General features: G+C 44.9%; 27 protein-coding genes. 15 read left to right on the forward strand and 12 right to left on the reverse strand.

The window, feature by feature from the left end; all coding sequences use genetic code 11:
- Positions 1-42 precede the first annotated feature (42 nt).
- Both AC59GT_RS01815 and AC59GT_RS01820 read right to left on the reverse strand, forming a co-directional pair.
- Positions 43-2031: a TonB family protein gene (locus AC59GT_RS01815; RefSeq protein ID WP_497236051.1), complete on the reverse strand. Its 1989-nt coding sequence runs from the start codon at positions 2029-2031 to the stop codon at positions 43-45.
- Between the two features lie 2 nt (positions 2032-2033).
- Complete coding sequence (locus AC59GT_RS01820) at positions 2034-2405, reverse strand: BlaI/MecI/CopY family transcriptional regulator (protein ID WP_497236052.1); 372 nt, start codon at positions 2403-2405, stop codon at positions 2034-2036.
- A 133-nt stretch (positions 2406-2538) separates the two neighbouring features.
- Between AC59GT_RS01820 and AC59GT_RS01825 the strand changes: the two genes are divergently transcribed.
- A complete protein-coding gene (locus AC59GT_RS01825) occupies positions 2539-3942 on the forward strand; it encodes an MBL fold metallo-hydrolase RNA specificity domain-containing protein (protein ID WP_497236053.1) in 1404 nt (467 codons plus the stop codon).
- Between the two features lie 3 nt (positions 3943-3945).
- Here AC59GT_RS01825 and recO read toward each other — a convergent pair whose 3' ends face one another.
- The 3 genes from recO to AC59GT_RS01840 are packed head-to-tail and all read right to left on the reverse strand — an operon-like array spanning position 3946 to position 5276.
- Complete coding sequence (gene recO / locus AC59GT_RS01830; protein WP_497236054.1) at positions 3946-4671, reverse strand: DNA repair protein RecO; 726 nt, start codon at positions 4669-4671, stop codon at positions 3946-3948.
- Positions 4661-5029, reverse strand: a complete 369-nt coding sequence (locus AC59GT_RS01835; protein ID WP_497236055.1) for a diacylglycerol kinase family protein — start codon at positions 5027-5029, stop codon at positions 4661-4663. Before AC59GT_RS01835 ends, recO begins: the two co-directional genes overlap by 11 nt.
- Before the next feature lie 49 nt (positions 5030-5078).
- The gene (locus AC59GT_RS01840) at positions 5079-5276 is read right to left on the reverse strand and encodes a hypothetical protein (RefSeq protein ID WP_497236056.1); all 198 of its coding nucleotides are present in this window, start codon (positions 5274-5276) and stop codon (positions 5079-5081) included.
- Positions 5277-5352: 76 nt separating this feature from the next.
- Between AC59GT_RS01840 and AC59GT_RS01845 the strand changes: the two genes are divergently transcribed.
- Positions 5353-6129: an SDR family NAD(P)-dependent oxidoreductase gene (locus AC59GT_RS01845; RefSeq protein ID WP_497236057.1), complete on the forward strand. Its 777-nt coding sequence runs from the start codon at positions 5353-5355 to the stop codon at positions 6127-6129.
- Here the strand turns inward: AC59GT_RS01845 and AC59GT_RS01850 are convergent.
- On the reverse strand, positions 6126-6341 hold the full coding sequence (locus AC59GT_RS01850) for a hypothetical protein (protein WP_497236058.1): 216 nt from the start codon (positions 6339-6341) through the stop codon (positions 6126-6128). The genes AC59GT_RS01845 and AC59GT_RS01850 overlap by 4 nt on opposite strands.
- A 38-nt stretch (positions 6342-6379) precedes the next feature.
- On the reverse strand, positions 6380-8038 hold the full coding sequence (locus tag AC59GT_RS01855) for a M28 family metallopeptidase (protein WP_497236059.1): 1659 nt from the start codon (positions 8036-8038) through the stop codon (positions 6380-6382).
- Between the two features lie 423 nt (positions 8039-8461).
- Between AC59GT_RS01855 and ileS the strand changes: the two genes are divergently transcribed.
- The 5 genes from ileS to AC59GT_RS01880 all read left to right on the forward strand — a co-directional run bounded on the left by ileS (position 8462) and on the right by AC59GT_RS01880 (position 13890).
- Positions 8462-11848 carry an isoleucine--tRNA ligase gene (gene ileS, locus AC59GT_RS01860; RefSeq protein ID WP_497236060.1) on the forward strand — a complete coding sequence of 1129 codons (3387 nt, stop codon included), beginning with the start codon at positions 8462-8464 and terminating at the stop codon, positions 11846-11848.
- On the forward strand, positions 11845-12228 hold the full coding sequence (locus AC59GT_RS01865) for a TraR/DksA family transcriptional regulator (RefSeq protein WP_497236061.1): 384 nt from the start codon (positions 11845-11847) through the stop codon (positions 12226-12228). The genes ileS and AC59GT_RS01865 overlap by 4 nt, the downstream gene beginning before the upstream one ends.
- A complete protein-coding gene (locus tag AC59GT_RS01870; protein ID WP_497236062.1) occupies positions 12229-12834 on the forward strand; it encodes a lipoprotein signal peptidase in 606 nt (201 codons plus the stop codon).
- Positions 12835-12949: 115 nt separating this feature from the next.
- Positions 12950-13378, forward strand: a complete 429-nt coding sequence (locus AC59GT_RS01875) for a hypothetical protein (protein WP_497236063.1) — start codon at positions 12950-12952, stop codon at positions 13376-13378.
- A gap of 8 nt (positions 13379-13386) precedes the next feature.
- A complete protein-coding gene (locus AC59GT_RS01880) occupies positions 13387-13890 on the forward strand; it encodes a thioredoxin family protein (protein WP_497236064.1) in 504 nt (167 codons plus the stop codon).
- A 416-nt stretch (positions 13891-14306) separates the two neighbouring features.
- Here AC59GT_RS01880 and pyk read toward each other — a convergent pair whose 3' ends face one another.
- Positions 14307-15743 carry a pyruvate kinase gene (gene pyk / locus AC59GT_RS01885; RefSeq protein ID WP_497236065.1) on the reverse strand — a complete coding sequence of 479 codons (1437 nt, stop codon included), beginning with the start codon at positions 15741-15743 and terminating at the stop codon, positions 14307-14309.
- Positions 15744-15803: 60 nt separating this feature from the next.
- Positions 15804-16223: an IPExxxVDY family protein gene (locus AC59GT_RS01890; RefSeq protein WP_497236066.1), complete on the reverse strand. Its 420-nt coding sequence runs from the start codon at positions 16221-16223 to the stop codon at positions 15804-15806.
- Between the two features lie 150 nt (positions 16224-16373).
- Between AC59GT_RS01890 and AC59GT_RS01895 the strand changes: the two genes are divergently transcribed.
- From AC59GT_RS01895 to rnc, 3 genes are read left to right on the forward strand one after another with little or no spacing between them, the layout of a single operon-like run.
- On the forward strand, positions 16374-16610 hold the full coding sequence (locus tag AC59GT_RS01895; RefSeq protein WP_031266521.1) for an acyl carrier protein: 237 nt from the start codon (positions 16374-16376) through the stop codon (positions 16608-16610).
- Positions 16611-16630: 20 nt separating this feature from the next.
- Positions 16631-17884: a beta-ketoacyl-ACP synthase II gene (gene fabF / locus AC59GT_RS01900; protein ID WP_117384569.1), complete on the forward strand. Its 1254-nt coding sequence runs from the start codon at positions 16631-16633 to the stop codon at positions 17882-17884.
- Between the two features lie 9 nt (positions 17885-17893).
- Positions 17894-18619 (forward strand): ribonuclease III, encoded by a 726-nt coding sequence (gene rnc, locus AC59GT_RS01905; RefSeq protein ID WP_497236067.1) that lies wholly within the window; start codon positions 17894-17896, stop codon positions 18617-18619.
- A gap of 46 nt (positions 18620-18665) precedes the next feature.
- Here the strand turns inward: rnc and AC59GT_RS01910 are convergent, their stop codons facing one another.
- Entirely contained in the window at positions 18666-19433 is a 768-nt protein-coding gene (locus AC59GT_RS01910; protein WP_497236068.1) for a hypothetical protein, read from the reverse strand.
- 165 nt (positions 19434-19598) lie between these two features.
- Between AC59GT_RS01910 and AC59GT_RS01915 the strand changes: the two genes are divergently transcribed.
- The 4 genes from AC59GT_RS01915 (at position 19599) to AC59GT_RS01930 (ending at position 22520) form a co-directional block, all read left to right on the forward strand.
- Positions 19599-20474, forward strand: a complete 876-nt coding sequence (locus AC59GT_RS01915) for a YicC/YloC family endoribonuclease (protein WP_497236069.1) — start codon at positions 19599-19601, stop codon at positions 20472-20474.
- A 25-nt stretch (positions 20475-20499) separates the two neighbouring features.
- A complete protein-coding gene (gene gmk, locus AC59GT_RS01920) occupies positions 20500-21081 on the forward strand; it encodes a guanylate kinase (RefSeq protein ID WP_497236070.1) in 582 nt (193 codons plus the stop codon).
- A gap of 68 nt (positions 21082-21149) precedes the next feature.
- Entirely contained in the window at positions 21150-21728 is a 579-nt protein-coding gene (gene nadD / locus AC59GT_RS01925) for a nicotinate (nicotinamide) nucleotide adenylyltransferase (RefSeq protein WP_497236071.1), read from the forward strand.
- Between the two features lie 192 nt (positions 21729-21920).
- Complete coding sequence (locus tag AC59GT_RS01930) at positions 21921-22520, forward strand: MiaE family protein (protein WP_497236072.1); 600 nt, start codon at positions 21921-21923, stop codon at positions 22518-22520.
- A gap of 38 nt (positions 22521-22558) precedes the next feature.
- On the opposite strand, the gene AC59GT_RS01935 is transcribed toward AC59GT_RS01930, so the two are convergent.
- On the reverse strand, positions 22559-24169 hold the full coding sequence (locus AC59GT_RS01935) for an FAD-dependent monooxygenase (protein ID WP_497236073.1): 1611 nt from the start codon (positions 24167-24169) through the stop codon (positions 22559-22561).
- Between the two features lie 8 nt (positions 24170-24177).
- Positions 24178-24891, reverse strand: coding sequence for an SAM-dependent methyltransferase (locus AC59GT_RS01940; protein ID WP_497236074.1), 714 nt, complete (start codon positions 24889-24891; stop codon positions 24178-24180).
- 54 nt (positions 24892-24945) lie between these two features.
- On the opposite strand from AC59GT_RS01940, the gene AC59GT_RS01945 reads away from it, so the two are divergent.
- Positions 24946-25662 (forward strand): hypothetical protein, encoded by a 717-nt coding sequence (locus tag AC59GT_RS01945; protein ID WP_497236075.1) that lies wholly within the window; start codon positions 24946-24948, stop codon positions 25660-25662.
- Positions 25663-25850 lie beyond the last annotated feature (188 nt).

Below are 25850 nucleotides of genomic sequence, written 5' to 3' on the forward strand. Positions count from 1 at the left end.
TAACTGTTGGCGTCGGGTTTATAATTAACTAAACTGAAAAACTTACTTTTTTACGGGTTTCTTACTGGTAATTAAAACAACGCCATTTAAACCCTTTGCGCCATATTTTATGATGGCAGATTTATCTTTTATCACCGAAATACTTTCAATTGTGTTTGGGTTTATGTTGCCCAAGCCATATACTTCTTTGCCGTCAAGTATATAAACCGGGTCGTTTGCTCCTCTGAGGCCAAAGGTAATTTGCTGCTTTGCTGTGGTATCTTTGCTTTCAAGAGCATACTTGTTCGGCGTGGTATTACCCTGTAACTGCACCTGCGGCGATTCATTTTCGACAGTTAAACTAAAAAGGATAGGTATAGTGTATTGTACCTGCACGGCCTTTCCGTTTTGTATGCCCGGGCGCCATTTAGGCATAGCATTAATCAGACGTACAGCTTCTTCATCGGCACCGTAGCCAATGCCGCGCAATATCTTGGCATTAAATATCTTGCCATCTTTGCCTACTACGAAGGAAGTGATTACTCGCCCCTGAATGTTGTTTTTACGTGCTTCTGCAGGATAATGTATATTACTGCGGATGTAGTTAACAAGGGCAGCCTGTCCACCCGGAAAAGTTGGCGCCTCCTCAACCGCTGTAAATATCTCGTTATCCGGAGCAGGATCTATTTGGATCTCATCTGCGCTTGCTGATGTTTTTACAGGGGTTTTTTCTTCCGCTAAGCTAAAGCTGATGGGTACTGCGTATTGTACACGTACTTTCTTGCCGTTCTGCATTCCGGGTATCCATTTCGGTGAGTTTTTAAGTGCTTTTACAGCCTCTTCATCGGTACCATATCCTACGCCGCGTACCACTTTAACATCTGTAAGGCTACCATCTTTTTCAACTATAAAGGATAGAATTACGCGTCCTTGTATGTTCAGTTCGCGCGCCTTTTTAGGATATCTTATAACCCGTGCCAGGTATGTACCAAAAGCTGCATCACCGCCGGGGAAACCTGGCTGCTGTTCTACCTGAAGAAATACCTGTCCGTTATTTAAAGTATCGGCAATTGCTGCCGCTTTGGTTTCTTGTATCAGCTGTGCCAGGTCGGCATCCCTTAACTGTTTTTTAAATGCATCTTCGGGCTGGCCTTCTGCAGGTATCAGCATATCTGCCGGGCGGTTAAATACCCATTCGGCTTTATTATTTATGCTGCTTACAGCTCTGCTGTTGCTTATGGTTGCTGATGATAGTACCAGCATTAGTATAAACAACGGGGCAGACATGCCGTATTTTAGCAATTTAATGCGTGCCGATCTGTCCTTTTGCAGCATTAAGATGCGCTCCCTTAACAAACTTTTACTAAAGAAAGGGTTTACCAGGCTGTGCGCCGGTGTACTAAATGTTTGGCTCAGCAGCAGCATAGCATAATCTGCTTTGTTTGTGCCGGCTATAATGGCTTGCCTGTCGGCAATGTATTCGTGTATATGCTTTATGGCGAAACGGTACAGATAGACTACCGGATTAAACCAATTAATGATCATTACCGCCTCTATAATAAGTACATCTGCAGAGTGCCACTGTTTGGCATGTACTTCCTCATGTGCTAGTATAACGTCACTGCCTTCGGCATCTTCGTCCACATTAATTTTGTTAAAAAAGGAATAAGGTGCAGTTGGGCTGGCCTGTTTTATAATGCGCCTTAACAGTATAAACTGCCACATTAAGCGCAAGGCCAGCAGCACTACTCCGCCAACATACAGCATTACAAAAAGCTGCCCCATGGTGTATGGGCTGTCCTTAATAGGTGCAAGTGCAGTTATGTTTATGTCGGCCGTACCGTAAACGGCATATTGCACTTTTTGAGTAATAAAGAGGTCTTTTATCCAATCTGACTGTATCATCGGAATAAAAAATGATAACAACGCCGCGCCTACCAGGTAAATGCGGTTAAGTTGGAAGAAAGTTTCGCGCCGCAGCAGCAGCGCGTAAAAGCTATAGAACAGTACAAGGTAAATGTTTACCAATAAAAGGTAATTCCACCAGCTCATAACTACTTGTCTTTAAGTTTCTCTATTAGTTTCATTATTTGATCTGCTTCTTTCAGGTCTATCTTTTCTTTTTTCACGAAGAATGATAACATGCGGTTGACCGAGTTGTCAAAGTAGCCTGTAAGCAGTTTATCAGCAGCAAAAGTTTTATACTGTTCTTTACTGATGATTGGGTGGTATTCATGGCTTTTACCATAAGCCGTATGGCCTACAAAGCCCTTAGTTTCAAGTATCCTGATAATGGTTGATACTGTATTGTACGCTGGTTTCGGCTCGGGTAAAATGTCTAGCACATCTTTAACAAACCCTTTTTTTAACTGCCAAAGCACTTGCATTATCTGTTCTTCGGCGCGGGTTAACTCTTTGATTTCCATAATTGATCTTGCAACTTACTTAAGTAATAAACGAATGTAAAACTTTAAACGGAAAAATTAAACTAAATGTTTAGTTTTTTATTAAGTAAACTTTTATTTGCATGTTTGGTTGTTACCGCACAACCTTTTATAAATGGAGATTACTTTTCACGGCGCTGCCAGGAACGTTACCGGCAGTAAACACCTGTTGCGACTTGAGGACGGCACTACAATTTTGTTGGATTGTGGAATGTTCCAGGGACTGGGCGAGCAAACCGAAGACATGAACGAGCATTTTGGATTTAACCCCACCAAAGTGGATTACCTGATACTGTCGCACGCCCATATAGACCATTGCGGACTAATACCCAGGCTGGTTAAAGAAGGTTTTGAAGGCCAGATTTTTTGCACAGCACCAACCATGGACCTTACGCGGATACTGCTTATGGATTCTGCCAAAATACAAATGCAGGATGTGGAGTACAGCAACAAGCATCGCGAGCGTAAAGGCCAGCCGCCATTAGATCCACTTTATACCGAAGAAGATGCGATAGCCGCAATGCGCCTCTTTAAGATTGTTGATTATCATGAAGAATATGAAATTACTCCGCGTGTCCGCTTTAAGTTTACAGATGCAGGCCACGTTTTAGGCAGTGCGGCGGTACACATAACCGTACTGGAAAATGCTAAGGAAACACAGATTACCTTTAGCGGTGATGTTGGCCGCTACGGCGACTTGCTGCTGAAAAGCCCGCAAACCTTTGCGCAGGCAGATTATATCATGCTGGAGTCAACCTACGGGGACAGCCTACATAAGGATATTGGACCTATCGAGGACGCGTTGTTGGAAGTGATTAAGCAAACCTGTGAGATTAAAAAAGGTAAAGTAATTATCCCGGCCTTTAGTGTGGGGCGTACACAGGAATTGTTATACGCATTGAATTCACTTGAACTTAGGGGCGTGTTGCCGGACGTAGCCTATTATGTAGATAGTCCATTGTCAGAAAAAGCTACCCAGGTGTTAAAAGATCATCCGGAAGTTTATAATAAAGATGTAGAAGAAGTTCTGAAGGTTGACGATGATCCATTTAGTTTTAAAGGATTGCGATTTGTGCAGAGCACTCAGGAGTCAATCGCATTAAATGATGATACACGACCTTGCGTGATCATCTCGTCATCAGGTATGGCCGAAGCAGGAAGAGTAAAGCATCACATTAAGAACAATATAGGTAACGTGAAGAATACTATATTGATGGTTGGTTATGCCGAGCCGAACTCCTTAGGCGGCAAGCTGGCCCGCGGCGAAAAAGAGGTCTATATTTTTGGCGACCAATACACAGTTAATGCGGATGTGCAGTCCATAAAAAGCATGAGCGCTCATGGCGATTATGAGGACTTGCTGCATTTTCTGTCTTGCCAGGACCCTGCACAGGTAAAGAAACTGTTTTTGGTACATGGTGAATACGATGTACAGCAGCATTTTGCCGAAAAACTAAAGGGAAAAGGTTTTAAGAACGTAGAGATACCCTATCAGCATGAGAAAGTAGTGCTTGAATAAGGTTTAGCCCAGCACTTCTTCCAACACTTCGTGTGAGCGGATGTTTCCAAAGCCTTCTATATGAATAGCGTAATATTCCAGTAGTTTATTAATCAGGTAGCGTCGTTCATCGTTGCTCAGTTTTATATTTGTTATGCGGCTGAAGCCGCTTTGCAGCAGGTTTTGAAAGTTGCGCGTATGGGGAGGGGATAAGTACGACAGGCTCTCCGGCCGATAGTTGGTGAACACGCCGTCCTTCATGTCAAAATACATCGCATCTGCTGATTGTGTACTACGCGGGTAAAAACCGAGGAAGCGCGTTAGCTGTACCAGAAATACAAGATGAAAGTTGGCGATTCCGGTTGCGGCGTGATCCAGCCATTCTATAGCGTTAAAAATGAAGTCGAAGATATTTTCGTCGGGTGTTTGCTGTTTAACGGCTTTGTATAACACTTCGTTCAGGAACATGGCCAGGCTGCTCTTCACAATATCATACGGGATACTAACCAATACCGGCAGGTTTTTCAACTCGGATATTCGCTGAATGCTTCCTGCTGCTTTGTGATAAACTACCATATCTACCAGGTGCAAAGGCTGCAGCATATTGCGGCTTATTTTAGCTTTAGGTTTCCTGGCGCCGTTAATAATGTAGGATTGCAGGCCGAACTTCTCTGTAAATATCTGCACTACCACGCTGCTTTCGCTGTAGTCGGTGGTTTTAAAAACTATGCCGCGGGTTTTATGCAGCATAGCCAAAAAGCAATAGAATTTTAGGCAGATAGATAATGAGCCCGGTAATTAAAGCAAAAAAGGCAACCACCAACACTGCTGCAGCGCTTATGTCTTTAACATGGCCGGCCAGCACATTGTAGCCAGGAGAAACAAGGTCGGTGAGTGTTTCTATCCCGGTGTTCAACAATTCGGTAAGGAGCACCATGGCAATGCAGAGCATTATCCAGTTCCATTCAGCAGCGCTGATGTGCAGCCAGAAACCCATTGCTATTGCAATTATAGCAGCAAATACATGCACACGGAAGTTCACCTGCGTAGTAAACGCATAGCATAAACCTTTAAAGGCAAATGTAAAACCAAGCAGAAATTTTTTCATCAGCAAGCTGTAGTTCAAATTTGCAAAAAAATATTTTAGTGCTTATGCACTAACGCCTGCCTGCTTTAAGTTGATCAATAAGCAGCATTACAAAGCTAACGCACCCCGCTAAACCAAAGCCGCCCGATGCCCCGCGGATAATTTGAAACCAAAGCGGGTTTTTTGGAGCGGGCACCAAAAGTACAATAGCAAATAGCCCAATGGATATGCCAAGCAGTAAAATAGTGCGGGTAACCTGATTTTTCATTGCCGTAAATATACGTATTAGCAATAGGCATCATTGCCTAAAATTCTTACGTTTGCTTGTATACTTACACCATAATATGGATCTTAAACTAATTGGTAAGGTAGCTGTTGTGCTGGCAGCCAGCAAAGGTCTTGGTAAAGCAATTGCGCAAACCTTATCTGAAGAAGGCGCGAAGGTGATCATCGGGTCGAGGGATAAAACTGCGCTGGATAAGGTAGCTTCCGAGATTTCCGCATTAACCAGTAACGAGATTGTGGCTATTGCCGTGGATGTATCCAAAGTCGAAGAATTAAGCACTTTTATTGCGAAAGCTGCCGAAACTTACGGGCACATAGATATACTGGTGAACAACGCAGGCGGTCCGCCCTTCGATAAGTTTGAAAACTTTGACGATGAAGCGTGGCAGAAGGCGTTTGACTTGAACCTGCTTAGCGTGGCACGCACCAGCAAGGCTATTTTGCCTTACATGAAACCTACCGGAAGCGGGCGCATTATTAATATTATCAGCGGATCGGTAAAGGCGGTTCTGGCTAACTCTGTGCTCTCTACAGCCATGCGGATGGGCGTTGTAGGTATGGCTAAAATGATGGCAGACGAGTTTGGGCCTTACAACATTACGGTCAACAACGTAGCGCCGGGACTAATACTTACTGACCGTATAAAACACACCTTGCCTAAAGATGTGGATACCGAAACTGCTATGAGGGAAAAAGCAAAAGCTATTCCGCTGGGCAGGATAGGTGAACCTGCCGAATTAGCTGCACTAGTAGCTTTCCTGGCATCTGAGCAGGCAAGCTACATTAGCGGGCAAACCATACAGGTAGATGGCGGCGCGAGCCGTGCTATTTATTAAGCAGCAAGTCGTTCCTGTTTTTCTTTGCGGAGTTTAATGCCATAGGTAATTACACCCAGGAACGATCCTAAACCAAGACCGCCTGAGAAGCCCTGCAGGAAATTTGCGGCCTCTCCATTCCCGAAGGACAGTGTGTACGTTGATAAGATGAACACGATAACCGATGCTATAGCAGCTATCAATGCAATGTAAAACCGGGTTGTTGTTGTCATATAAATAAAGCTAGGAACAATACCTGTTAAAAGCAAGGCTATTTTACCATCGACTTATCTCTTATAGCCTTAAACTCAGATCCTTTTTTCCAGCCGGGGGAAGTGTTTTCACCTGCCAACTTTACGCCGATGGCGTACATAACATCGGCTGCCTGGGCCATGCCCGCCGTGTTCATCTCTTCGGTATATTCGTCTGATGGCTGGTGGTAGCGGTTCTCGTTATAGTCCTTCTCTTTATCCTTTCCAAAGTCCTCGCCCTTATCAGCAGAGGCTACGCCTGTGTGCATGTCTAGCGCCGGAACACCAACTTTTGCAAAGTTAAAATGGTCCGAGCGGTAGTAGCTGCCCGAGCCGGGTGTAGCATCACCGGTAACGGTCCAATCATTTTGTTTGGCTATGGCTTCTACGTAGTCGTCGAGATCGTTCTGTCCCTTTCCGGTGATGGAAAGGTCGGTGGTTTCGCCAAAGGCCGACAAGGCATCAATGTTCAGATTGGCAACTGTCTTATTCAATGGATAAACCGGGTGTGTGCCGTAGTATTCGGAACCCAGTAAGCCCTGTTCTTCCGCTGTTACTGCAAGAAATACAATAGAGCGTTTTGGCTTTTCTTTAGCCTGCACAAACTTTTTAGCTACACCCAATATGGCTGCTACGCCGCTTGCGTTATCAATAGCGCCATTATAAATGCTATCTCCTTTTGCATCGGGTTTGCCAACACCAAAGTGGTCCCAATGGGCGCTGTAGAGTATATATTCGTTTGGCGTGGTGCTGCCTTTAAGCGTAGCTATGACATTATGCGACAACGAATACTTAAGCTTGTTTTTGATAGATACCGATATAGTACTGTTCAGCGGAACGGCTTTAAAGTCTTTCTTTCGTGCATACTCGCGCATATCTTCACTGATACCCGCACCGGCGAGCAGCTTTTTGGCCACATCTTCTGTTATCCAGCCTTCTACCTGGCAGCGGTTCATGTGCTTGTCAGCTTGCTGCAGGTATAGTTTAGCGCCGGTATTGCTGTTGCCGATAACAGAGAACGGGTAACTTGCCGGCTCGGTCTGGTGTACAATGATCACACCCGCTGCCCCTTGCCTTGCAGCCTCCTCATACTTGTAGGTCCAGCGGCCATAGTAGGTCATGGTATCGCCTTTAAACAGGCGCTCTTTTGCTTTAAAGCCGGGGTCATTCACAAGCACCACCACTGTTTTACCTTTTACATCAAGGCCTTTGTAGTCGTTCCAGTTGTACTCTGGTGCCACTACACCAAAGCCTGCGAATACCAGCGGCGAGTTCTTCAGGTCAACGGTCGCCATCTCCCGGCGGGTGGTTGCCACAAAGTCGATGCCCGATTTCAGTCCTGTAAGGTTTGCTTTGCCGCTCACCTGAAGAGTGGGGGCTGCTGCAGGCGTAACTTCCACCATAGGTACATCCTGGTAGTAGCTGCCGTTATTGCCCGGCTCTAAACCAAGCTTCTTAAACTCAGAAGATATGTAGGCTATGGTCTTGTCCTCACCTTTTGTAAATGGCTTGCGGCCCAGCAGCGAATCATTGGCCAATACGGCAATGTGGTGTTTTATATCGGCAGCAAGCGCCGTGTCGGCCACGTGTTCTGTTGCGGCTTGCTTTTTATCGTTACTGTTGCAACTAACTGATAAAGCAGCAAACAGGGCAATTACAGGTAAGGCGTTTAGTTTCATAAGACTGATGAAGGTTGTATAGTTCAAATATAGTTATGAGAATGCCTATATGATGCACTCCGTAATGTAACAACTGTAACACGATAGGGTGTTACACCTGATACACTTAAATTATGTTGTAAATTGATAAGTAGTTATATTACAATTACTTATTAAATATAGATGTTGTAACATGTTACAGTTTTGGCTGCCATGTTACAGTTTTTGAGAGGTGATACAGTGTGATGATACAACGATCAGGCTTAATTGCCGGTCAAAAATTAGGCATTATGATCAAAGCAATTTCCGGTCTTACCCGCTCCGGCGTTTACCGGCACTCTGGCTTTTGCCATTTTCAAATCACCCAAATTCAGCGGCTTTTCTAACTTTTTCACATAAAAATCAGTATTTTTGCAACCTTTAAAAATCGAGGCGAACATATTGATGTACAAGGAATATAAGCAGTTAAACCTGTCGCAAACAGGCAAGGATATACTTGACTTCTGGCAGCAGAACAACATATTTGAAAAGAGCATAAACAGCAGGCCGGCAAGCAAGCCGTATACCTTTTACGAGGGCCCTCCAAGTGCCAATGGCATGCCGGGCATTCACCACGTAATGGCACGCTCTATTAAAGATATTTTTTGCCGTTACAAAACGCTAAAGGGCTACCAGGTAAAACGCAAAGGCGGCTGGGATACCCATGGTCTGCCTATTGAACTTGCTGTAGAGAAATCGCTCGGGATCACTAAAGACGATATTGGTAAAAAAATAAGCGTTAAGGATTATAACGATGCCTGCCGCAAAGAGGTAATGCGTTATACCGACGTGTGGAACGACCTTACCGAAAAAATGGGCTACTGGGTAGACCTGCAAAACCCCTATGTAACCTACGAGAACGAATATATTGAGACGCTGTGGTGGATATTGCAGCAGCTATATAAAAAAGGCTGGCTGTACAAAGGCTACACCGTGCAGCCTTACTCACCAAAATCGGGTACGGGCCTAAGCTCGCACGAGCTTAACCAGCCGGGTACCTACAAAATGGTAAAAGATACCACCATCACAGCCCAGTTTAAGGTAAAGCGCGACAGTGACTCGGAGTTTTTGTTCGATGGTGTGAACACTGATGTGTTCATCCTGGCGTGGACGACCACCCCGTGGACCCTGCCATCTAACTGCGCCCTGGCTGTTGGCGAGAACATTACCTATGTTAAAATAAACACCTTTAACCCTTACACCTTTAAACCCGTTTGCGTGGTTTTGGCTAAGGACCTGGTGAAAAAATATTTTAAGGCTGAAGCAGAAAATCTTTCACTTGAGGACTATAAGGATGGGGACAAACTGATCCCTTACCAGGTAGCGGCTGAGTTTAAGGGGAGCCAGTTACTGGGCATCCACTATTACCAGCTGATGCCGTATGTAACTAACGAGGACCTGGAGAAGAACGCCTTCCGCGTTATACCGGCCGACTTTGTAACAACAGACGATGGTACCGGCATAGTACACACCGCTTCTATATTTGGCGCGGACGACTTTAGAGCTTGTAAAGAGAACAACGTACCGTCTGTACTCGTGAAAGATGAGACAGGCAAAGAAGTACCGCTTGTAGATAAGCAGGGCCGCTTTGTTACGGAAGTAACCGACTACGCCGGCCGCTATGTTAAAGAAGAATATTATACCAGCGAAGAACGTGCTGCTGCCGACTTTAAGCCTACTGATGTACTCATCTCTATAAAGCTTAAGGAAGAGAACAAGGCGTTTAACGTGCAAAAATACGAACACAGCTACCCGCACTCGTGGCGTTCTGATGAGCCTATATTATATTATCCGCTGGATAGCTGGTTCATCCGCACCACCGCCGTAAAGGACAAGATGGTGGAGCTGAACAAAACCATTAACTGGAAGCCGGAGAGCACCGGTACCGGCCGTTTTGGTAACTGGCTGGAAAACCTGGTAGACTGGAACCTTTCCCGTTCACGCTATTGGGGTACCCCGCTGCCGATATGGCGCGAGGAGAATGGTGGCGAAGAAAAATGCATCGGTTCGATAGCAGAGCTTAACGCAGAGATTGAAAAATCGATAACCGCAGGCTTTATGCCTTCAGGCTTTAAGCTGGAAGATATGCACCGCCCTTATGTGGACGATGTTATCCTAACTTCATTAAACGGCAACAAAATGTTCCGCGAGCCGGACCTGATTGACGTTTGGTTTGATAGCGGCGCTATGCCTTATGCGCAGTGGCATTATCCGTTCGAGAATAAAGACGAGTTTAAGAACGCTTACCCGGCAGACTTTATTGCCGAAGGTGTCGACCAAACCCGTGGCTGGTTCTTTACCCTGCACGCCATAGCAGTAATGCTGAGCGAAGCAAGCGAAGACGTGAAAGAAGTGAATGCTGCTGTAGGTAATGGCGGCATAGCGTTTAAGAATGTAATAAGCAATGGCCTGGTGCTGGACAAGAACGGCAACAAGATGAGCAAGCGTCTGGGTAACGGGGTAGACCCGTTTGCAACCATTGAGCAATACGGCCCGGATGCTGCCCGCTGGTACATGATAAGCAACGCCGCGCCATGGGACAACCTCAAATTTAATATAGAAGGGCTGGACGAAGTACGCCGTAAGTTCTTCGGTACGCTTTATAATACCTACTCTTTCTTTACGCTGTACGCCAACATTGATAAGTTTAATTACAGCGAGGCCGAGATAGACTTTAACGACCGGCCGGAGATTGACCGCTGGATCATCTCTTTGCTAAACACATTAAGCAAGGAAGTGGATGCTTTCTACGCAGATTTTGAGCCGACGAAAGCTGCACGCGCCGTACAGGAATTTGTAGACGCGCACCTGAGCAACTGGTATGTTCGCCTGAGCCGCCGTCGTTTCTGGAGGTCAGACAATTCTGAAGATAAGCTTTCGGCCTATCAAACCCTGTATACCTGCCTGATCACCATCAGCAAGCTGATGGCCCCAATAGCGCCGTTCTTTGCTGATCGCTTATACCGTGACCTGAACGAGGTAACCCGCAAGGAAGAGTTTGAGTCGGTACACCTGGCTTACTTCCCTGAATATAATGCAGCGCAGGTTGACACCGCTTTAGAGGAGCGTATGCAGCTTGCACAGGATGTATCATCGCTGGTGCTTTCTCTACGTAAAAAGGTGAGCATACCCGTACGCAGGCCACTAAGTAAAATATTGCTGCCGATACTGGATAAGACCTTTAAAGAGCAGGTAGAAAAGGTGAAGGACCTTATCCTGTCTGAAACCAACATTAAGGATATTGAATACATTACCGATACCGCCGGCTTTGTTAAGAAGAAGATAAAGCCAAACTTTAAGGCACTGGGCGCAAAAGTGGGCAAGGACATGAAAGACGTTGCCGCCGCCATTAACGCTTTTGAGCAGGCAGACATAAGCCAATTGGAAACAGACGGTACTATTGCCGTACTGGACAACAAGTACCAGATAGCACTTCCAGATGTAGAAATTATAGCCGAGGACGTACCCGGCTGGCAGGTTGCAAATTTGGGAAAACTAACTGTGGCTTTAGATGTTACGATAACCGATGAATTAGAGCAGGAGGGTATAGCGCGCGAGTTGGTTAACAGGATACAAAACTTGCGTAAGGACAAAGGATTTGAAGTTACCGACAGGATAAATGTAAAGGTGAATTGCCCGGGCAATATCTGGAAAGCGCTGGAAAACAATTTATCCTATATTTGCGCCGAAATTTTAGCTGACAGCGTAATGCTTGATACTGAGCTGCATGAAGGCGACAAAGCAGAGATAGACGGAATTGAACTAATAATATCTATAGAAAAAGTTAAATGAAAGAAGAATCAACAAAAACAAGATATTCTGACGCAGAGTTGAAAGAATTTAAAGACCTGCTGTTAGAAAAATTGCGCAGCTCTAAAGAAGAGTTGAACGCATTGGCTACATCGCTTAGCTCGCCTAACGCAAACGGTACAGACGATACTGCCGGTACTTACAAAACACTGGAAGACGGCTCCGCTACTTTAGAGAAAGAGCAAATAAACCAGTTGGCTGCCCGCCAGAAAAAGTTTATTGAACAGCTGGAAGCTGCTTTGGTACGTATAGAGAACAAAACGTACGGTATTTGCCGCGAAACAGGCAAGCTTATTCCTAAAGAGCGCCTGCGTGCGGTACCGCACACCACGCTTACTATGGAAGCAAAATTAAAGCAATAAATGAAGGCTGCTTATACGAAACCCTTCCTTACTGCCGCATTGATTGTACTGCTCGACCAGATCATTAAGATCTGGGTGCGGAAGAACATGTTCCTTGGCGAGGAGATACACTTCCTTGGCAACCGTGGTATGCTTCGCTACATCGAGAACAACGGCATGGCATTCGGCATGGAACTGGGCGGTGAATTTGGCAAGCTTGCCCTTACTTTGTTTCGTATAGTAGCAGTTTGCGGGATAGGTTACGGCCTGGTATATTTAATTCAGCATAAGTATCACCGGGGGCTTATTATGATGGTGGCCCTTATTTTAGCCGGAGCGGTAGGTAACATTATTGACTCGACCTTCTATGGCGTAATCTATCACTACGCGCCGCTGTTTCATGGCCGTGTAGTAGATATGTTTTACTTTCCGCTGCTCACCGGCAATTTTCCGGCGTGGGTGCCTGTATGGGGAGGAGAAGATTTTATATTCTTCCGGCCCATATTCAACCTTGCCGATTCGGCAATATCAGTAGGGGTTGTCCTGATCTTATTTAATCAGAGACGCTATTTTAAGCAACCCGAACCGGAGGAAAGCCAACCCCACAGCGAAATGGTAGAAGATTGATACAAATATATAAAGGCCGCGTAAAGCGGCCTTTCTTGTTTTAAGTGCCGCCCTGCTAAGCACACCTTATGTGTTTTTGCGTATATTAGGGCATCTACACTAAAAATGATCAACTATGAAAAAAGCATTGATGGCCATAGTGCTGCTATCCGTCTTCTTCGGATGTAAGAAGAGTGACAATCCGGGAGGAGTTACGCTGGTTGGTAAATGGCACCTCATTGCCGACACGGTACAAACTTTTACAGCCGGCGCTTTGGTAAAAACAGAGACAGGTAGCAACACCAAAGCAGGCTATAGCGATCTGCAGTTCTACCGTACCGGGGAGTTTGACATATATAATACTGAAACATATGCCAACAAGCCAACCTATACGTCGTCAGAAAGTTCGCTTACACTCTCTTACCCGGCATCTGAAGCAGGCGCACCCGCCCGGACGCAGAACGTTACGATAAAAGCCCTTACCGAAACCCGGCTATTGCTTTATTACCCGCCCGTAAGTACCAATGGCCAGGCAATTACATTTGATTATGTTAAATTAAACTAAGTACCAATATGAAAAAGTTTCTTTTGTTAGTAGCTGTAGTTGGCTTTGTGAATATTGCCGCTGCACAGGACAAACCTCATTTATATAACCCTGCGGCAGATGCAAAGGCAGACATCGCAGCAGCTGTAAAGCGCGCCTCGGCAACGCACAAAAACGTGTTGCTGCAAATTGGGGGTAACTGGTGTGTATGGTGCATACGCTTTAATGACCTTGTTACCAAAAACGACACGCTTAATAACTACCTCACAAAGAATTACGAAGTAGTACACGTAAACTATAGCCCCGAGAACAAGAATGAAAAGCTGCTTGCCGAATTGGGCTACCCGCAACGGTTTGGATTCCCTGTATTCATTGTATTAGACGGAAAGGGTAATCGCCTGCATACTCAAAACTCATCGTACCTGGAAGAAGGCAAGGGCCATAGCAAAGCTAAAGTATTGGAGTTCCTTGAAAGCTGGTCACCTTCGGCGCTTGATCCTAAGAATTACGTAGAGAAAGCAAAGCAGGGGTAATACAAGGTTCGGATATTCTAGCTACATGTTGGGTTTGGCTGCTTTAGCATTTAATGTGCCAATGCCGCGGTGTAAATTTGTTATAATTGATAAGCCTGTGGATGTTACTTTCTTTTTCCGCAAAAGAAAGTAACCAAAGAAAACTCGCGGCTGCACAACAGGCTTTGTAAGCAAATGCTGTTTCAAGGCCTGAGGTAACCGCCTGTTCTGAGGCCGCATTGTTTGGACTTCGTTGCGTTTATCCAACTCCTCTTTCTCGCGTATACAAGTGATGGTCAGAGCAGCCGGCCGGCTGTATGGCTGAATGCAGGTTAGCTTTTCACAATCTTATAGCTAAAAGAATAAAAGAAAGAGGGTTACCGTCATCACGGTAACCCTCTTTTTATCTTCCGGACTTTCCGTCTCCGAACTTCCGACTATTCTACCACGCTTACACGCAGCATATTTGTTTTACCTTGTTTAGAGATAGGCACAGCAGCAGTGTTAATTACCACATCGCCTGTACGGATAAGGTTCTCTGTTTTCAATATCTGGTTTACATCGTTTATGGTTTCGTCGGTGCTCTCCAGTTTATCGTAGAAGAACGCGCGCACACCCCATACCAGGCTTAGCGCGTTAAGCAGCTGCCTGTTAGATGTAAAGATATAAGTACCGGCTTTAGGGCGGTAGCTGGATATTTCGAATGCGGTGTAACCAGATGTGGTCATAGACACAATACCGCTGGCTTTTGTATGTTCGGCCAGGTATACGGCAGAACCACAAAGGTTATCGCTCAGGAAATTAGGTGATGTTGGATCAAGGTTCTCTGCTTTAGAAGCGTTGAACGGATAACCCAGGTCTTCTACGTTACGAACGATCTTGGCCATTGTCTCGATAACAATCACCGGGAACTCACCAACTGAGGTCTCACCGCTTAGCATTACCGCGTCAGCACCATCCAGTACCGAGTTGGCAACGTCGTTCACCTCCGCACGTGTAGGGCGCGGGGTAGTAATCATTGATTCCAGCATCTGTGTAGCTACAATTACCGGTTTAGCAGCATCGCGGCATTTGCGGGCAATCATCTTTTGCAGCAATGGCACTTCTTCAAGCGGCATTTCCACACCTAGGTCGCCACGGGCAATCATTACACCGTCTGTAGCTTCTATAATAGCGTCTATATTGTCTATCGCTTCAGGTTTTTCTACCTTGGCAATTACGCGGGCAGATTTACCGCTTTCGCGAATGATGCGTTTAAGATCTATAATGTCCTGACCGGTACGTACGAAAGAAAGGCCTATCCAATCCAGGTCCCACTCTAAAGCATACTTCAGGTTATAAAGGTCTTCTTCGGTAAGGCTCGGGATAGATACTTTAGTGTTCGGCAGGTTAACACCTTTACGTGATGTTAATATACCACCGTGTACAACCTCGCAAATAACAGTATCAAGGCGGTTGGTCTCAATTACCTTCAGTTGTAACTTTCCATCATCTAAAAGGATGATCTCGTTTGCCTGTACGTCTTGCGGGAAGGTTTCGTAAGTAATGTATATCTGGCTGTCGTCGCCTATACACTCCTTAGTAGTAATGTTTATGCGCGTGCCGTTTATTAAATGTATACCGCCATCTTTTACTAAACCTATGCGGATCTTAGGTCCCTGCAAATCGGCAAGGATACCCACATTGGTTTTGTATTCGCTGTTAATTTCGCGAATGATATCTACAACTTTCTTGTGGTCTTCTGGTTTGCCATGCGAGAAATTAAGGCGGCAAACGTTAAGGCCGGCCCTGATCATAGAAAGTAAAACGTCTTTCTTGGCTGATGCAGGCCCCATGGTAGCAACAATCTTGGTGCGGTTATAATAATAATTCATACTGTCGGGTTTAAACTGGGCTGTGTGCAGTAGTGTATTCTTGACACATCTAAATTTCCGCTAAAATAAAAGATTTTCGCGTGATTTTACTTTTTTCGGGTCAATCTTTACAGCTGCAACAACTTCGGGTATTTTATTTAGGGACGAAATTATGGTTTCAAGGTCACTTTCATCAATATAATTTTTAATAATCATAAAATAGTCTGCCTCGCGCATTTCAGGTATCAAATACCCTTCGTAACCTTTGTTGGCAATAAATATGAAATCTGTCTCGGTATTTTCCCAGCTGTACAGGTAATTGGAGAACAGCACGGGCGACTGATTAGCCCCTATTTCCAGCTCAAGATCCTCTACCTTCACGAAGTTGAAGTTAAGGCTCTTATTAATAAGGTAGCAAATGCGGTAGTCTTTTAAGGACGTAGTTAACGCGATAAGCACAAAATCAAAATCGATTTCAAACTTTAAATTTTTCCTGCTCAAAATCATTACTTTTACGGCGTTAAATTACCAATTGAAACCTTTGCTGTAAAATATTGTTCACGTAATTATGCGAAGTTTTTTAGGTTTGATATTTAACATAATTTATTTTTCTTTGCACTGAAAATTTATTAATCATTAAAAATTAAGACTATGTCTGATATCGCTTCAAGAGTAAAAGCTATTATCGTGGAAAAACTGGGTGTTGACGAAAGTGAAGTTACCCCGGAAGCTTCATTCACCAACGATCTTGGTGCCGACTCTTTAGACACCGTGGAATTAATCATGGAGTTTGAAAAAGAATTTAACGTTGCAATTCCTGACGATCAGGCTGAAACTATCGGTACTGTAGGCCAGGCTGTTGCTTACCTTGAAAAAAACGTTAAATAAGCTCCTCTTAAAACTATTAAATGGAGTTTAAAAGAGTTGTTGTAACCGGGCTTGGAGCGCTTACTCCGATTGGTAATTCTGTAGCAGAATACTGGGACGGACTAATCAATGGGGTAAGCGGCGCTGCCTATATCAAGAGTTTTGACGTAGAAAAGTTCAAAACTAAATTCGCCTGCGAAGTAAAGAATTTTGACGCGGAAGGTTTTCTGGGCCGTAAAGAGGCCCGTAAGCTGGATCCGTTTGTTCAGTATGCTTTATTTTCGACAGAAGAAGCCGTTAAGGATGCCGGATTGGATTTTGAGAAACTAGATACCAGCCGTATAGGCGTTATCTGGGGATCAGGTATCGGCGGTTTAAAAACGTTTTTAGATGAGGTGGTAAACTTTGCCAAAGGTGATGGCACTCCTAAGTTTAACCCCTTCTTTATTCCTAAAATGATAGCGGATATTGCTCCCGGGCATATCTCTATTAAATACGGTTTACGCGGCCCCAACTTCACTACGGTTTCTGCTTGCGCATCATCAAATAACTCGCTTATTGATGCATTTAATTATCTGCGTTTAGGCAAAGCGAACATGTTTATTACCGGTGGTTCTGAAGCGATAATTAACGAAGCAGGTATTGGCGGGTTTAATGCTATGCATGCCTTGTCTACCCGTAACGATGATCCGGCTACTGCCTCACGTCCGTTCGATCTTGATCGTGATGGCTTTGTTGCAGGCGAAGGTGCAGGAACCATAATACTGGAAGAACTGGAGCATGCTAAAGCGCGTGGTGCAAAGATTTATGCCGAAATGGTAGGCGGAGGCATGAGTGCCGATGCGTATCACATGACGGCTCCTCACCCTGAGGGTTTGGGTGCATCGCTGGTAATGAAAGCTGCTTTGGAAGATGCCGGTTTAACTCCTGCAGATATTGATTATGTGAATGTACACGGTACATCTACACCAATTGGCGATCCTCAGGAAGTAAAGGCAATAACCGATGCTTTTGGAGACGAGATCTACCGTATAAATATTAGCTCTACCAAATCAATGACCGGTCACCTACTTGGTGCTGCCGGCGCTGTTGAGGCAATTGCATCTATATTAGCGTTAAAGCACGATATCATTCCGCCAACCATCAATCACTTTACTGATGATCCGGCGTTTGATCCAAAAATCAACTTTACGTTTAACAAAGCGCAAAAGCGTGTTGTAAACGTGGCTCAAAGCAATGGCTTTGGTTTTGGCGGGCACAATGCTTCTGTTATATTTAAGAAATACCAGGAATAACCTCTTTGGATGCCACTTAGCCTCTTTTACAAGCTTTATTTTTCGCCCAACAGAAAATATGTTAAGGTTTTAAAGAATTTGCTCGGTTTCGTGCCGGGCAATTTGTCTTTATACCGTTTAGCTTTCAGGCACAAATCTGTAGCGCAGAACATAAAAAAAGGGGTTAAGAACAGCAACGAACGGCTGGAGTTCCTGGGCGACGCGGTGCTGGGCAGTGTTGTAGCTGAAGTACTATTTAAGCTTTACCCATACGAGGATGAAGGATTTTTAACCGAACTGCGATCAAAAATTGTAAGCCGAAACAACCTTAATGCGCTTGGCAAAAAGCTTGGCTTTGATAAACTGATTGATTTCGACCCCAAAATATTAAACTCCGGAAGGCAAGGTTCACTGCTTGGCGACGCTTTCGAAGCGCTTATTGGCGCAGTATATCTCGATAAAGGATACGACTTTACCAAGAATTTCCTCATTAATCACATTATTAAGTCGCACATCGATATTCATAAACTGGAGCAAACCGAAACTAACTTTAAAAGCAAGTTAATTGAGTGGTGCCAGCGGCATGGTAAAGACATCAGCTTTGATGTGATAACCAACCAGGAAGGCGAGAGCGCTAAACTATTTACCATACAAGCTATTATAGACGGCGAGGTACTTGGTTCGGGTAAAGAGTTCAGCAAGAAGAACGCTGAAAAGCTGGCTGCCGAGAAAGCTTGCACAGCATTAGGTATCTAACGCTTCTAACCCATAGATGGGAAACCGAAAGTTACACTTATAAATCTTATGGTTTCTTGATCTTGATAGGGCCCGGTCCACCAAGTGACGCTGGTGCATTAATCTTAGGCAATTCTGGTCCGTGGTTACCGTTCTTTTTAAAGTAGGTGTAGTTGCTTTGAATGTGCTTCATAAGGTCGTAATCGGCCCAGGTTTTAAGGTCTTCGTAGGATGGCTTCCAGTACTCCATGAACCTTTGTACTTCCGTACTGTCCGTCATGCCGGTTACGCGTTTCACAAGTGTCCTGTTGTAGCGTCTGTCCACTTCCGATAACTCTAACTCTTTCTTGGCAAACTGCGCAAAATGCTTCGCGCGATTCGGTGTTTTGCCGAACAGCTCATATACACCAGTAATGGGGTTTGTAAGAAAAGATAGTACAGGAGGGTTGCCGTTGTAAAACGTGCCTTGCTTGCGGTAGCTTACTAATACCTCTGCAAGTTCCTGCCTTTTGGTTTGGCCTACTACGCGCACTTCTCCCAGCTTCAGTTCAGGTTGCATATATACCACCATGGCATATCCGTTATATGCCTGCCTTTGGGGAGTATAATCTGTTTTACTGAATTCGAGGGAATCGCCTACGTTCGCCTTGATCATGAAGTTGCCGGCTTCATCGCTCATTCTAATCTCATGATTGTTAAGATTAGTAACTAATACGTTTCCCATACGGGTGTTAGATATTTTACGGTAGGTAACACCCGTTGCCTGTTGCGCGGCAACATTTGCAGTAAATAGGGTTAGCAGCAATAAAAGAGATAAGAGGCACTTTACAGGCATAATGTTCGGCTGCAAATCTACCTTATAATAACGAGTTGAAATGTGAAAATATGTTAAAGTAAATCTGTCACATACAGCCCGGATGTTAGCCGTTAGTTGGTTTAGCACTCATGTTTAGCCCTTATGATAGCTAACCTCTAATCAACTAAATTACTATCTTTGCACATGATAAAATCCATGACAGGGTACGGAATTGCCACTTCCGACTCGGGCCGTGCAAAATACACTGTAGAGATAAAATCTCTTAACAGCAAATTTCTTGAGCTGTCTTTACGGCTTCCAAAAATGTTTTCCGAGAAAGAGTTTCAGCTCCGTACTGATTGCAGCAAGCAAATAGAGCGCGGCAAGGTAAACCTTTCCATAAACGTTGAACAGGCTAACGAGACAGCCAAAGCAGCCGGCATAGATCGTGACCTGCTTAAAAATTACTATCAGCAATTAAAAGCGGTAAGCGATGAGCTGAACGAGAACGGCGGAAACCTGCTGCAGTTGGCTTTAAGCCTGCCGGAAGTAGTGAGATACGAGGAAGATACAGTATCTGATGAGGAATGGAAACTGGTTGAAAAGACCTTTAAACAGGCCATGGATGCTTTTCAGCAGTTCAGAAGCGATGAAGGTAACGTACTGGAGCAGGATATAAAGTACCGCATTGGTGTTATTTTAAAGAACCTGGAGCTTGTAGAGGTTGAAGAGCCTAAGCGGGTACCTGTAATACGCGAGCGCCTTAATCAGTTCCTGAGTGAAGCAGTAGGTGCAGAAAACATAGACAAGAACCGCTTTGAGCAGGAATTAATATACTACATAGACAAGCTGGATATAACGGAAGAAAAGATAAGGCTTAAAACCCATTGCGAGTATTTTTTAGAAACGCTGAAAAAAGCCGATGCAAATGGTAAAAAGCTCGGCTTTATATCGCAGGAAATAGGGCGGGAAATAAACACCCTGGGCTCAAAAGCAAATGATGCCAATATGCAAAAGCTGGTGGTTGGCATGAAAGAGGAACTGGAAAAGATAAAAGAACAACTGCTTAACGTGCTGTAGCGCTTGTGGCTGATAACCATACATTATGAACCCCGAAGGTAAACTTGTTATATTCTCTGCCCCATCAGGCGCCGGCAAAACCACAATAGTTCATCACCTGCTTGGCAAAATGCCGGAGCTGGAGTTCTCCATATCGGCAACAACCCGCCCCGCGCGTGGCGATGAACAAACCGGTAAGGATTATTATTTTATAAGTAAAGAGGAGTTCTTGCACCGAATTGCCAAAAAGCAGTTTGTTGAGTTTGAAGAGGTATATAGCGGCACTTTTTACGGCACCCTGCGCACCGAGATAGAGCGTATTTGGGCAACGGGCAAAACTGTGATATTTGACATCGACGTAGAGGGCGGCATGCACTTAAAGCGTAAGTACGGAGAGCAGGCGTTGGCTATTTTTGTACAGCCACCATCGCTGGAAGTTTTAATAGAGCGCCTCACTGGCCGCGGTACAGATAGTGCCGAGAAGCTGCAGGAACGCTTTGCAAAAGCAGAAAAGGAACTAAACTACGCGCCGCAATTTGATGTTATCCTCAAAAATTACGATCTTGAAACGGCTTGTACGGAAGCGGAGAAGCTGGTAAAAGATTTTATTAACGCGCCGGTACACTAGGGGTAGTTCTTACACTCCACAGGCCGGGGCTTTTGTGAAAAATAAATCTTCCTTTAGAGGCTGGGGATATGAAAATAGGCTTACTGTTCGGTTCGTTCAATCCAATACACGTAGGGCATTTAATTATAGCTAATTACATGGCCAACTATACCGCGCTGGATAAGGTGTGGCTGGTGGTGTCGCCCCAGAATCCTCTAAAGAAATATGGCGATCTGATTAACGCCTATGACAGGCTGGAGATGGCCAAGCTGGCAACGGAAAACGCTACTAACATTTCCGTAAGCGATGTAGAGATGAAGCTCCCGCAGCCATCTTATACCATTGATACGCTAGCGTATCTCAAGGAAAAATACCCTGAGCACGAGTTTGCCCTTATCATGGGATCAGACAACCTGGCAACCCTGCACAAGTGGAAGAACTACAAGCTCATCCTGCGCGATCACCAAATATTTGTTTATCCACGTCCCGGTTACGAGAATGCTGAATTTGCATCGCATCCGTCTGTCACCATAACGATGACACCTCAGATGGAGATCTCTGCTACGTTCATACGTAAATCCATTGCCGAAAAAAAGAACGTACAATATTTTGTACCCGAATCTGTACTTCGGTTTATAGAGAGTAAAAGCCTGTACAGACAAAGCTGAATGCAGAGAGTCTCAAGCTAAAAGCCTTTAAATATGCTGCTCTAGAATTCATCTTTAGTTTTGACGCTTACCTAGCCACTTTGCTATCTGCTTTTAGCTTTAGGCTTTTGCTTTCAGCTAACTTCCTGCTTTTGGCCTTAGTCTCTCTGCTTTCGGCTTTTAGCTTTCCCCTTCATCTTCTATCTTTGCATTGTGAGTGAGAAAACCATCCTTAAACTGCACCTGCCTACCGACCCGCTTTGGGTGAAGAATGTTGTGGAAAGCAATATTGAAGAACTGCTTACCGACCACGCCTTTTGCGAACAGAAAGCTGCAAGCAATGCCATTACGCTTATTGTACAAAATCCTAATCTTGGCGAGCTGGTACAGGAGATGGCAATGCTGGTACAAGAGGAAATGGATCATTTTAAACGCGTGCACGACATTATACTGCAACGTGGCTTTACACTTGGCCGCGAACGTAAAGACAACTATGTAAACGAACTGCGTAAGTTTATCATTATTGGCGGAGGCCGTGAGGCACAATTGATAGACCGCCTGCTTTTCTCGGCAATGATAGAAGCCAGGAGCTGCGAACGCTTTAAAGTGCTTTCAGAAAACATAAACGACGAGGCGCTGGCTGTCTTTTATCATGAGCTGATGGTGAGCGAGGCTACGCACTATTCTATGTTCATCCGCCTGGCTAAGAAATACGCCGTAGAGATAGATGTAGATAAACGCTGGAAAGAGTTTTTAGAGTACGAAGCAAGCGTGATACAAAATTACGGCAAAAGCGAGACCATCCACGGCTAAGGATCAATTGGAACTTAGTGCTTGTGATCTGCGCGCACTTAAACACCTGCCCTGTCGGGAATAAAGCCGATAACATTTTTAAGGTAGTTGTCCATCATGCTTATATCTACAACATCATTCATGTAGCTGATGTACATATCCGGCCTTACAATAATTGCCTTGCGCTGCCCGGGACCAATCTCAAAAGCATCCAGCACGTGGCGGTTCTTTCCGGATGGAGGCAGGTGGAAAAAGTTTAGTGTGCCCGGATATCGAAGAGTTATCCATTTAGCCAGCGTAAAAAGATAATCCTCTTTAATAGCGCCAACCGTGATGAGTGTAAAACCAGGTTTGCTGCACCAAGCGTGAATATCCGTCATGGCTTGTTTTTTCTCATCATATATCTCCAGGAAGGGAAGGCGGTCACCTGCTTTAATTTTGGTAAGCTTACCAAGGTGAAGGTTAAGTTTGCTATCGCGATAGTTGATGCCCAGTTGTGATACCTGATTGAAAAAGGTAGTTTTAAGCTTATCACGGCTGCCAACAAACTTCAATATTTGTGGTGCTATATACTTCTTGAACAGGTTGTTTGCCCAGCTTTGCGATGTTACTACGTTAAAAACGCGGTCTGTACTGTTAAGCAGATCCCGGGCTACCGGCATGCGCTCATCGGCATAGCTGTTTAAAATACTCTCGTTCAGTTTTCCGTTTAATACCCCTGCCAGTTTCCATGCCAGGTTGTAAGCATCCTGCAGGCCGGTGTTCATGCCCTGCCCGCCAACAGGGGAGTGTATGTGTGCTGCATCACCAATAAGAAAGGAGCGCCCGCTGCGGAATTTGTCGGCCATGCGGTGATGCAGTTTGTAGCTGGTGAACCAGTTTACTTGCAAAATATTAACCGGAGATCCGGCTACCTGTTGTAAGTGGGGGAGAACGTCATCTATTTGGAGGGTTTCCCTGTCGCTAAGGTCTACCGGTATATTGCCAACAACCCTGTACTCGCCTGCTTCCGGCATCAGGAAAAAGCCGGCAAACCCTTTAGATGACAAAAAAAGATGTACAAAGTCGTCCTGAAATCCTTCTGCAAGTTTAACATCTGCCAGGTAGAACTTATGCTGGTACGTATCGCCATTGAAGGTTATACCGGCAGACTTACGTACAATGCTGTGCGCCCCATCTGCACCAATCAGCCAGTTGCAGGTTACTACCTGTTCTTGTCCGTTGTTTAGCAAAGTCACCTCGGTGTTATCAGCATTATGCACAATACTTTGCAGGGTAGTGTTCCAGTATACCGGGCAACAGTTTAGGGTAAGGTAGTCTAGCAGTACGCGTTCGTTTTTGCTTTGCGGGTACATAAACACATACGGGAACGGCGTTAAACCTACGCCTGCTTTGCTCAGCGATAGTTCGGCTGCCGGTTTGCCCCAAATGTGTATAGCTGCTCCTGAGGCTGGTTTACCTTCGCTGACTACCCGATCTGCAAGGCCCATTTGCCGGTATATTTCCATAGAGCGGGCCTGCACCGCCAAAGCTTTGGACTGGTTGGTTGGCCCTTGTTTGGCATCAACAATAACCGGGATGATGCCATAACGCAGCAGCTGCGCCGCCATCATCAATCCAGATGGCCCGGCACCTATTATCAGCACGCTGGCATTTGCGGGTAGGGTCATGCAATTATTTATCCATGGAAGAGCAGGAAGATAGCCGGACGCTTACGCAGATCGGGCACTTCTTTTTTCCAGGCAGCAATGGTCTTTGTTTTTATAAATTCAGTAGCTGCTGTAATATCACAGGCAATGCAGAGTTTTGTTTGCGGCTTGCAAGTTTTCAGTACATCGTCCAACATGCTGTCGTTACGGAAAGGAGTCTCAATAAACAGCTGCGTTTGTTTGGCTTTTTCTGCAGCGCTTTCCAGCTCTTTTATCTTTTGATTGCGGTCAGTTTTATTTATTGGCAAATAGCCGTGGAAAGTAAAGCTTTGTCCGTTAAATCCCGATGCCATTAGCGCTAGCAAAATAGAGCTTGGCCCAACCAGCGGTACTACAGTAATGCCCTTGCGGTGGGCTTCGGCAACTATGTCTGCACCAGGGTCGGCTATGCCGGGGCAGCCCGCTTCACTCATCAGGCCCACATCTGTGCCTGCCAGCAGGCCTTTAAACAGCTCTGCCATGTTAGGGCTTTCACGGTGGTGTTTGCCATAGTCGTGAATGATTAGTTCGCTCTGCGGCGTTTTAAGGCCAGCTTCCTTTAAAAAACGCCTTGCTGTTTTTTCGTTCTCAACAATATACTCTTTAATGCTGTTAATCGTATTAACAAGATAGGGCGTGAATGACTTAGCCGCGGCATCATCGGCAAGTGGTACAGGTATTAAAAAAAGCGTTCCGTAACTCATTATGCAAATTGACGTTTTTTATTTAATTTAAGCTATCACTAAATTGATTTAAGTATGGCATCACTAGGCATAAATTGGTTTATAGAGGGCCGGATAGATTTTGAGCACAAGAAATACATCCTGCTGGATTATCTGCAGGAAATAAACCGGCATTTTGATAAGAGCCGCTTATACCCCAACCTGAGCGATCTTATTTTTCATTACAACAACTTACTCGACTTTAAGAACAATAAATCGGCCCTGCAGCAGGCTTTTCCTCAGCGGCTCACTAAAGCAGATATAGAAGCTGTTAAACTCACCTATAAGAAGATAGTGGAAGATGATGAATCTATGAAAGAGATAGAAAGCATCATCTACTACGCATTGGGTAAAATAAACCCGGCTATACAAACCGGCAAAGAAATATACGATTTTGTAGAAAGCCGCTTGAACATTGACCCGGTAGGTGTAGTGCCATTGCTACCTTACCACGGCTATTTTTCGTTACGCAACGGCAATTCTACCACCAACTATGTATACGAGTACCAGGTGAGTATTTTTGAGAATAAGGATGATAAATTCAGGGGAATAAATGTGCAATTTGTAGAAACTTACGAGCAGAGCATCAGCCATACACCCGAAGCGGTAAAGCTTGACCTGATCCGCCGCCGCAAGCACCTGCCTAACCCGGCATTATACCATGTAAGCAGCGACATTACTTTCCCATTAGAACAAACTCTGTTACCGGTTGCAAAGAGGAGCCTGATTAAGTACATATCGAGTGCGGCCTAGTAAAGGACTTAGAAGGTCGGTATACTGTTTCGCTTCTGCCTGTTTCGCTTTAGGCCTTAAAAGTTGCCGGAGTTTGTTAGTGCTTTAAAGATCAAGCGCTTACTTGTCTTAGCTAAAGTTTTTGTAGTGTTTCGGGTTGTTTCGCTTCGTTTTGGTAAAGCTTGGTAAACAGCTGCTTAGGTAAAAAT

It is taken from the genome of Mucilaginibacter sp. 320_HR (genome assembly GCF_059691875.1).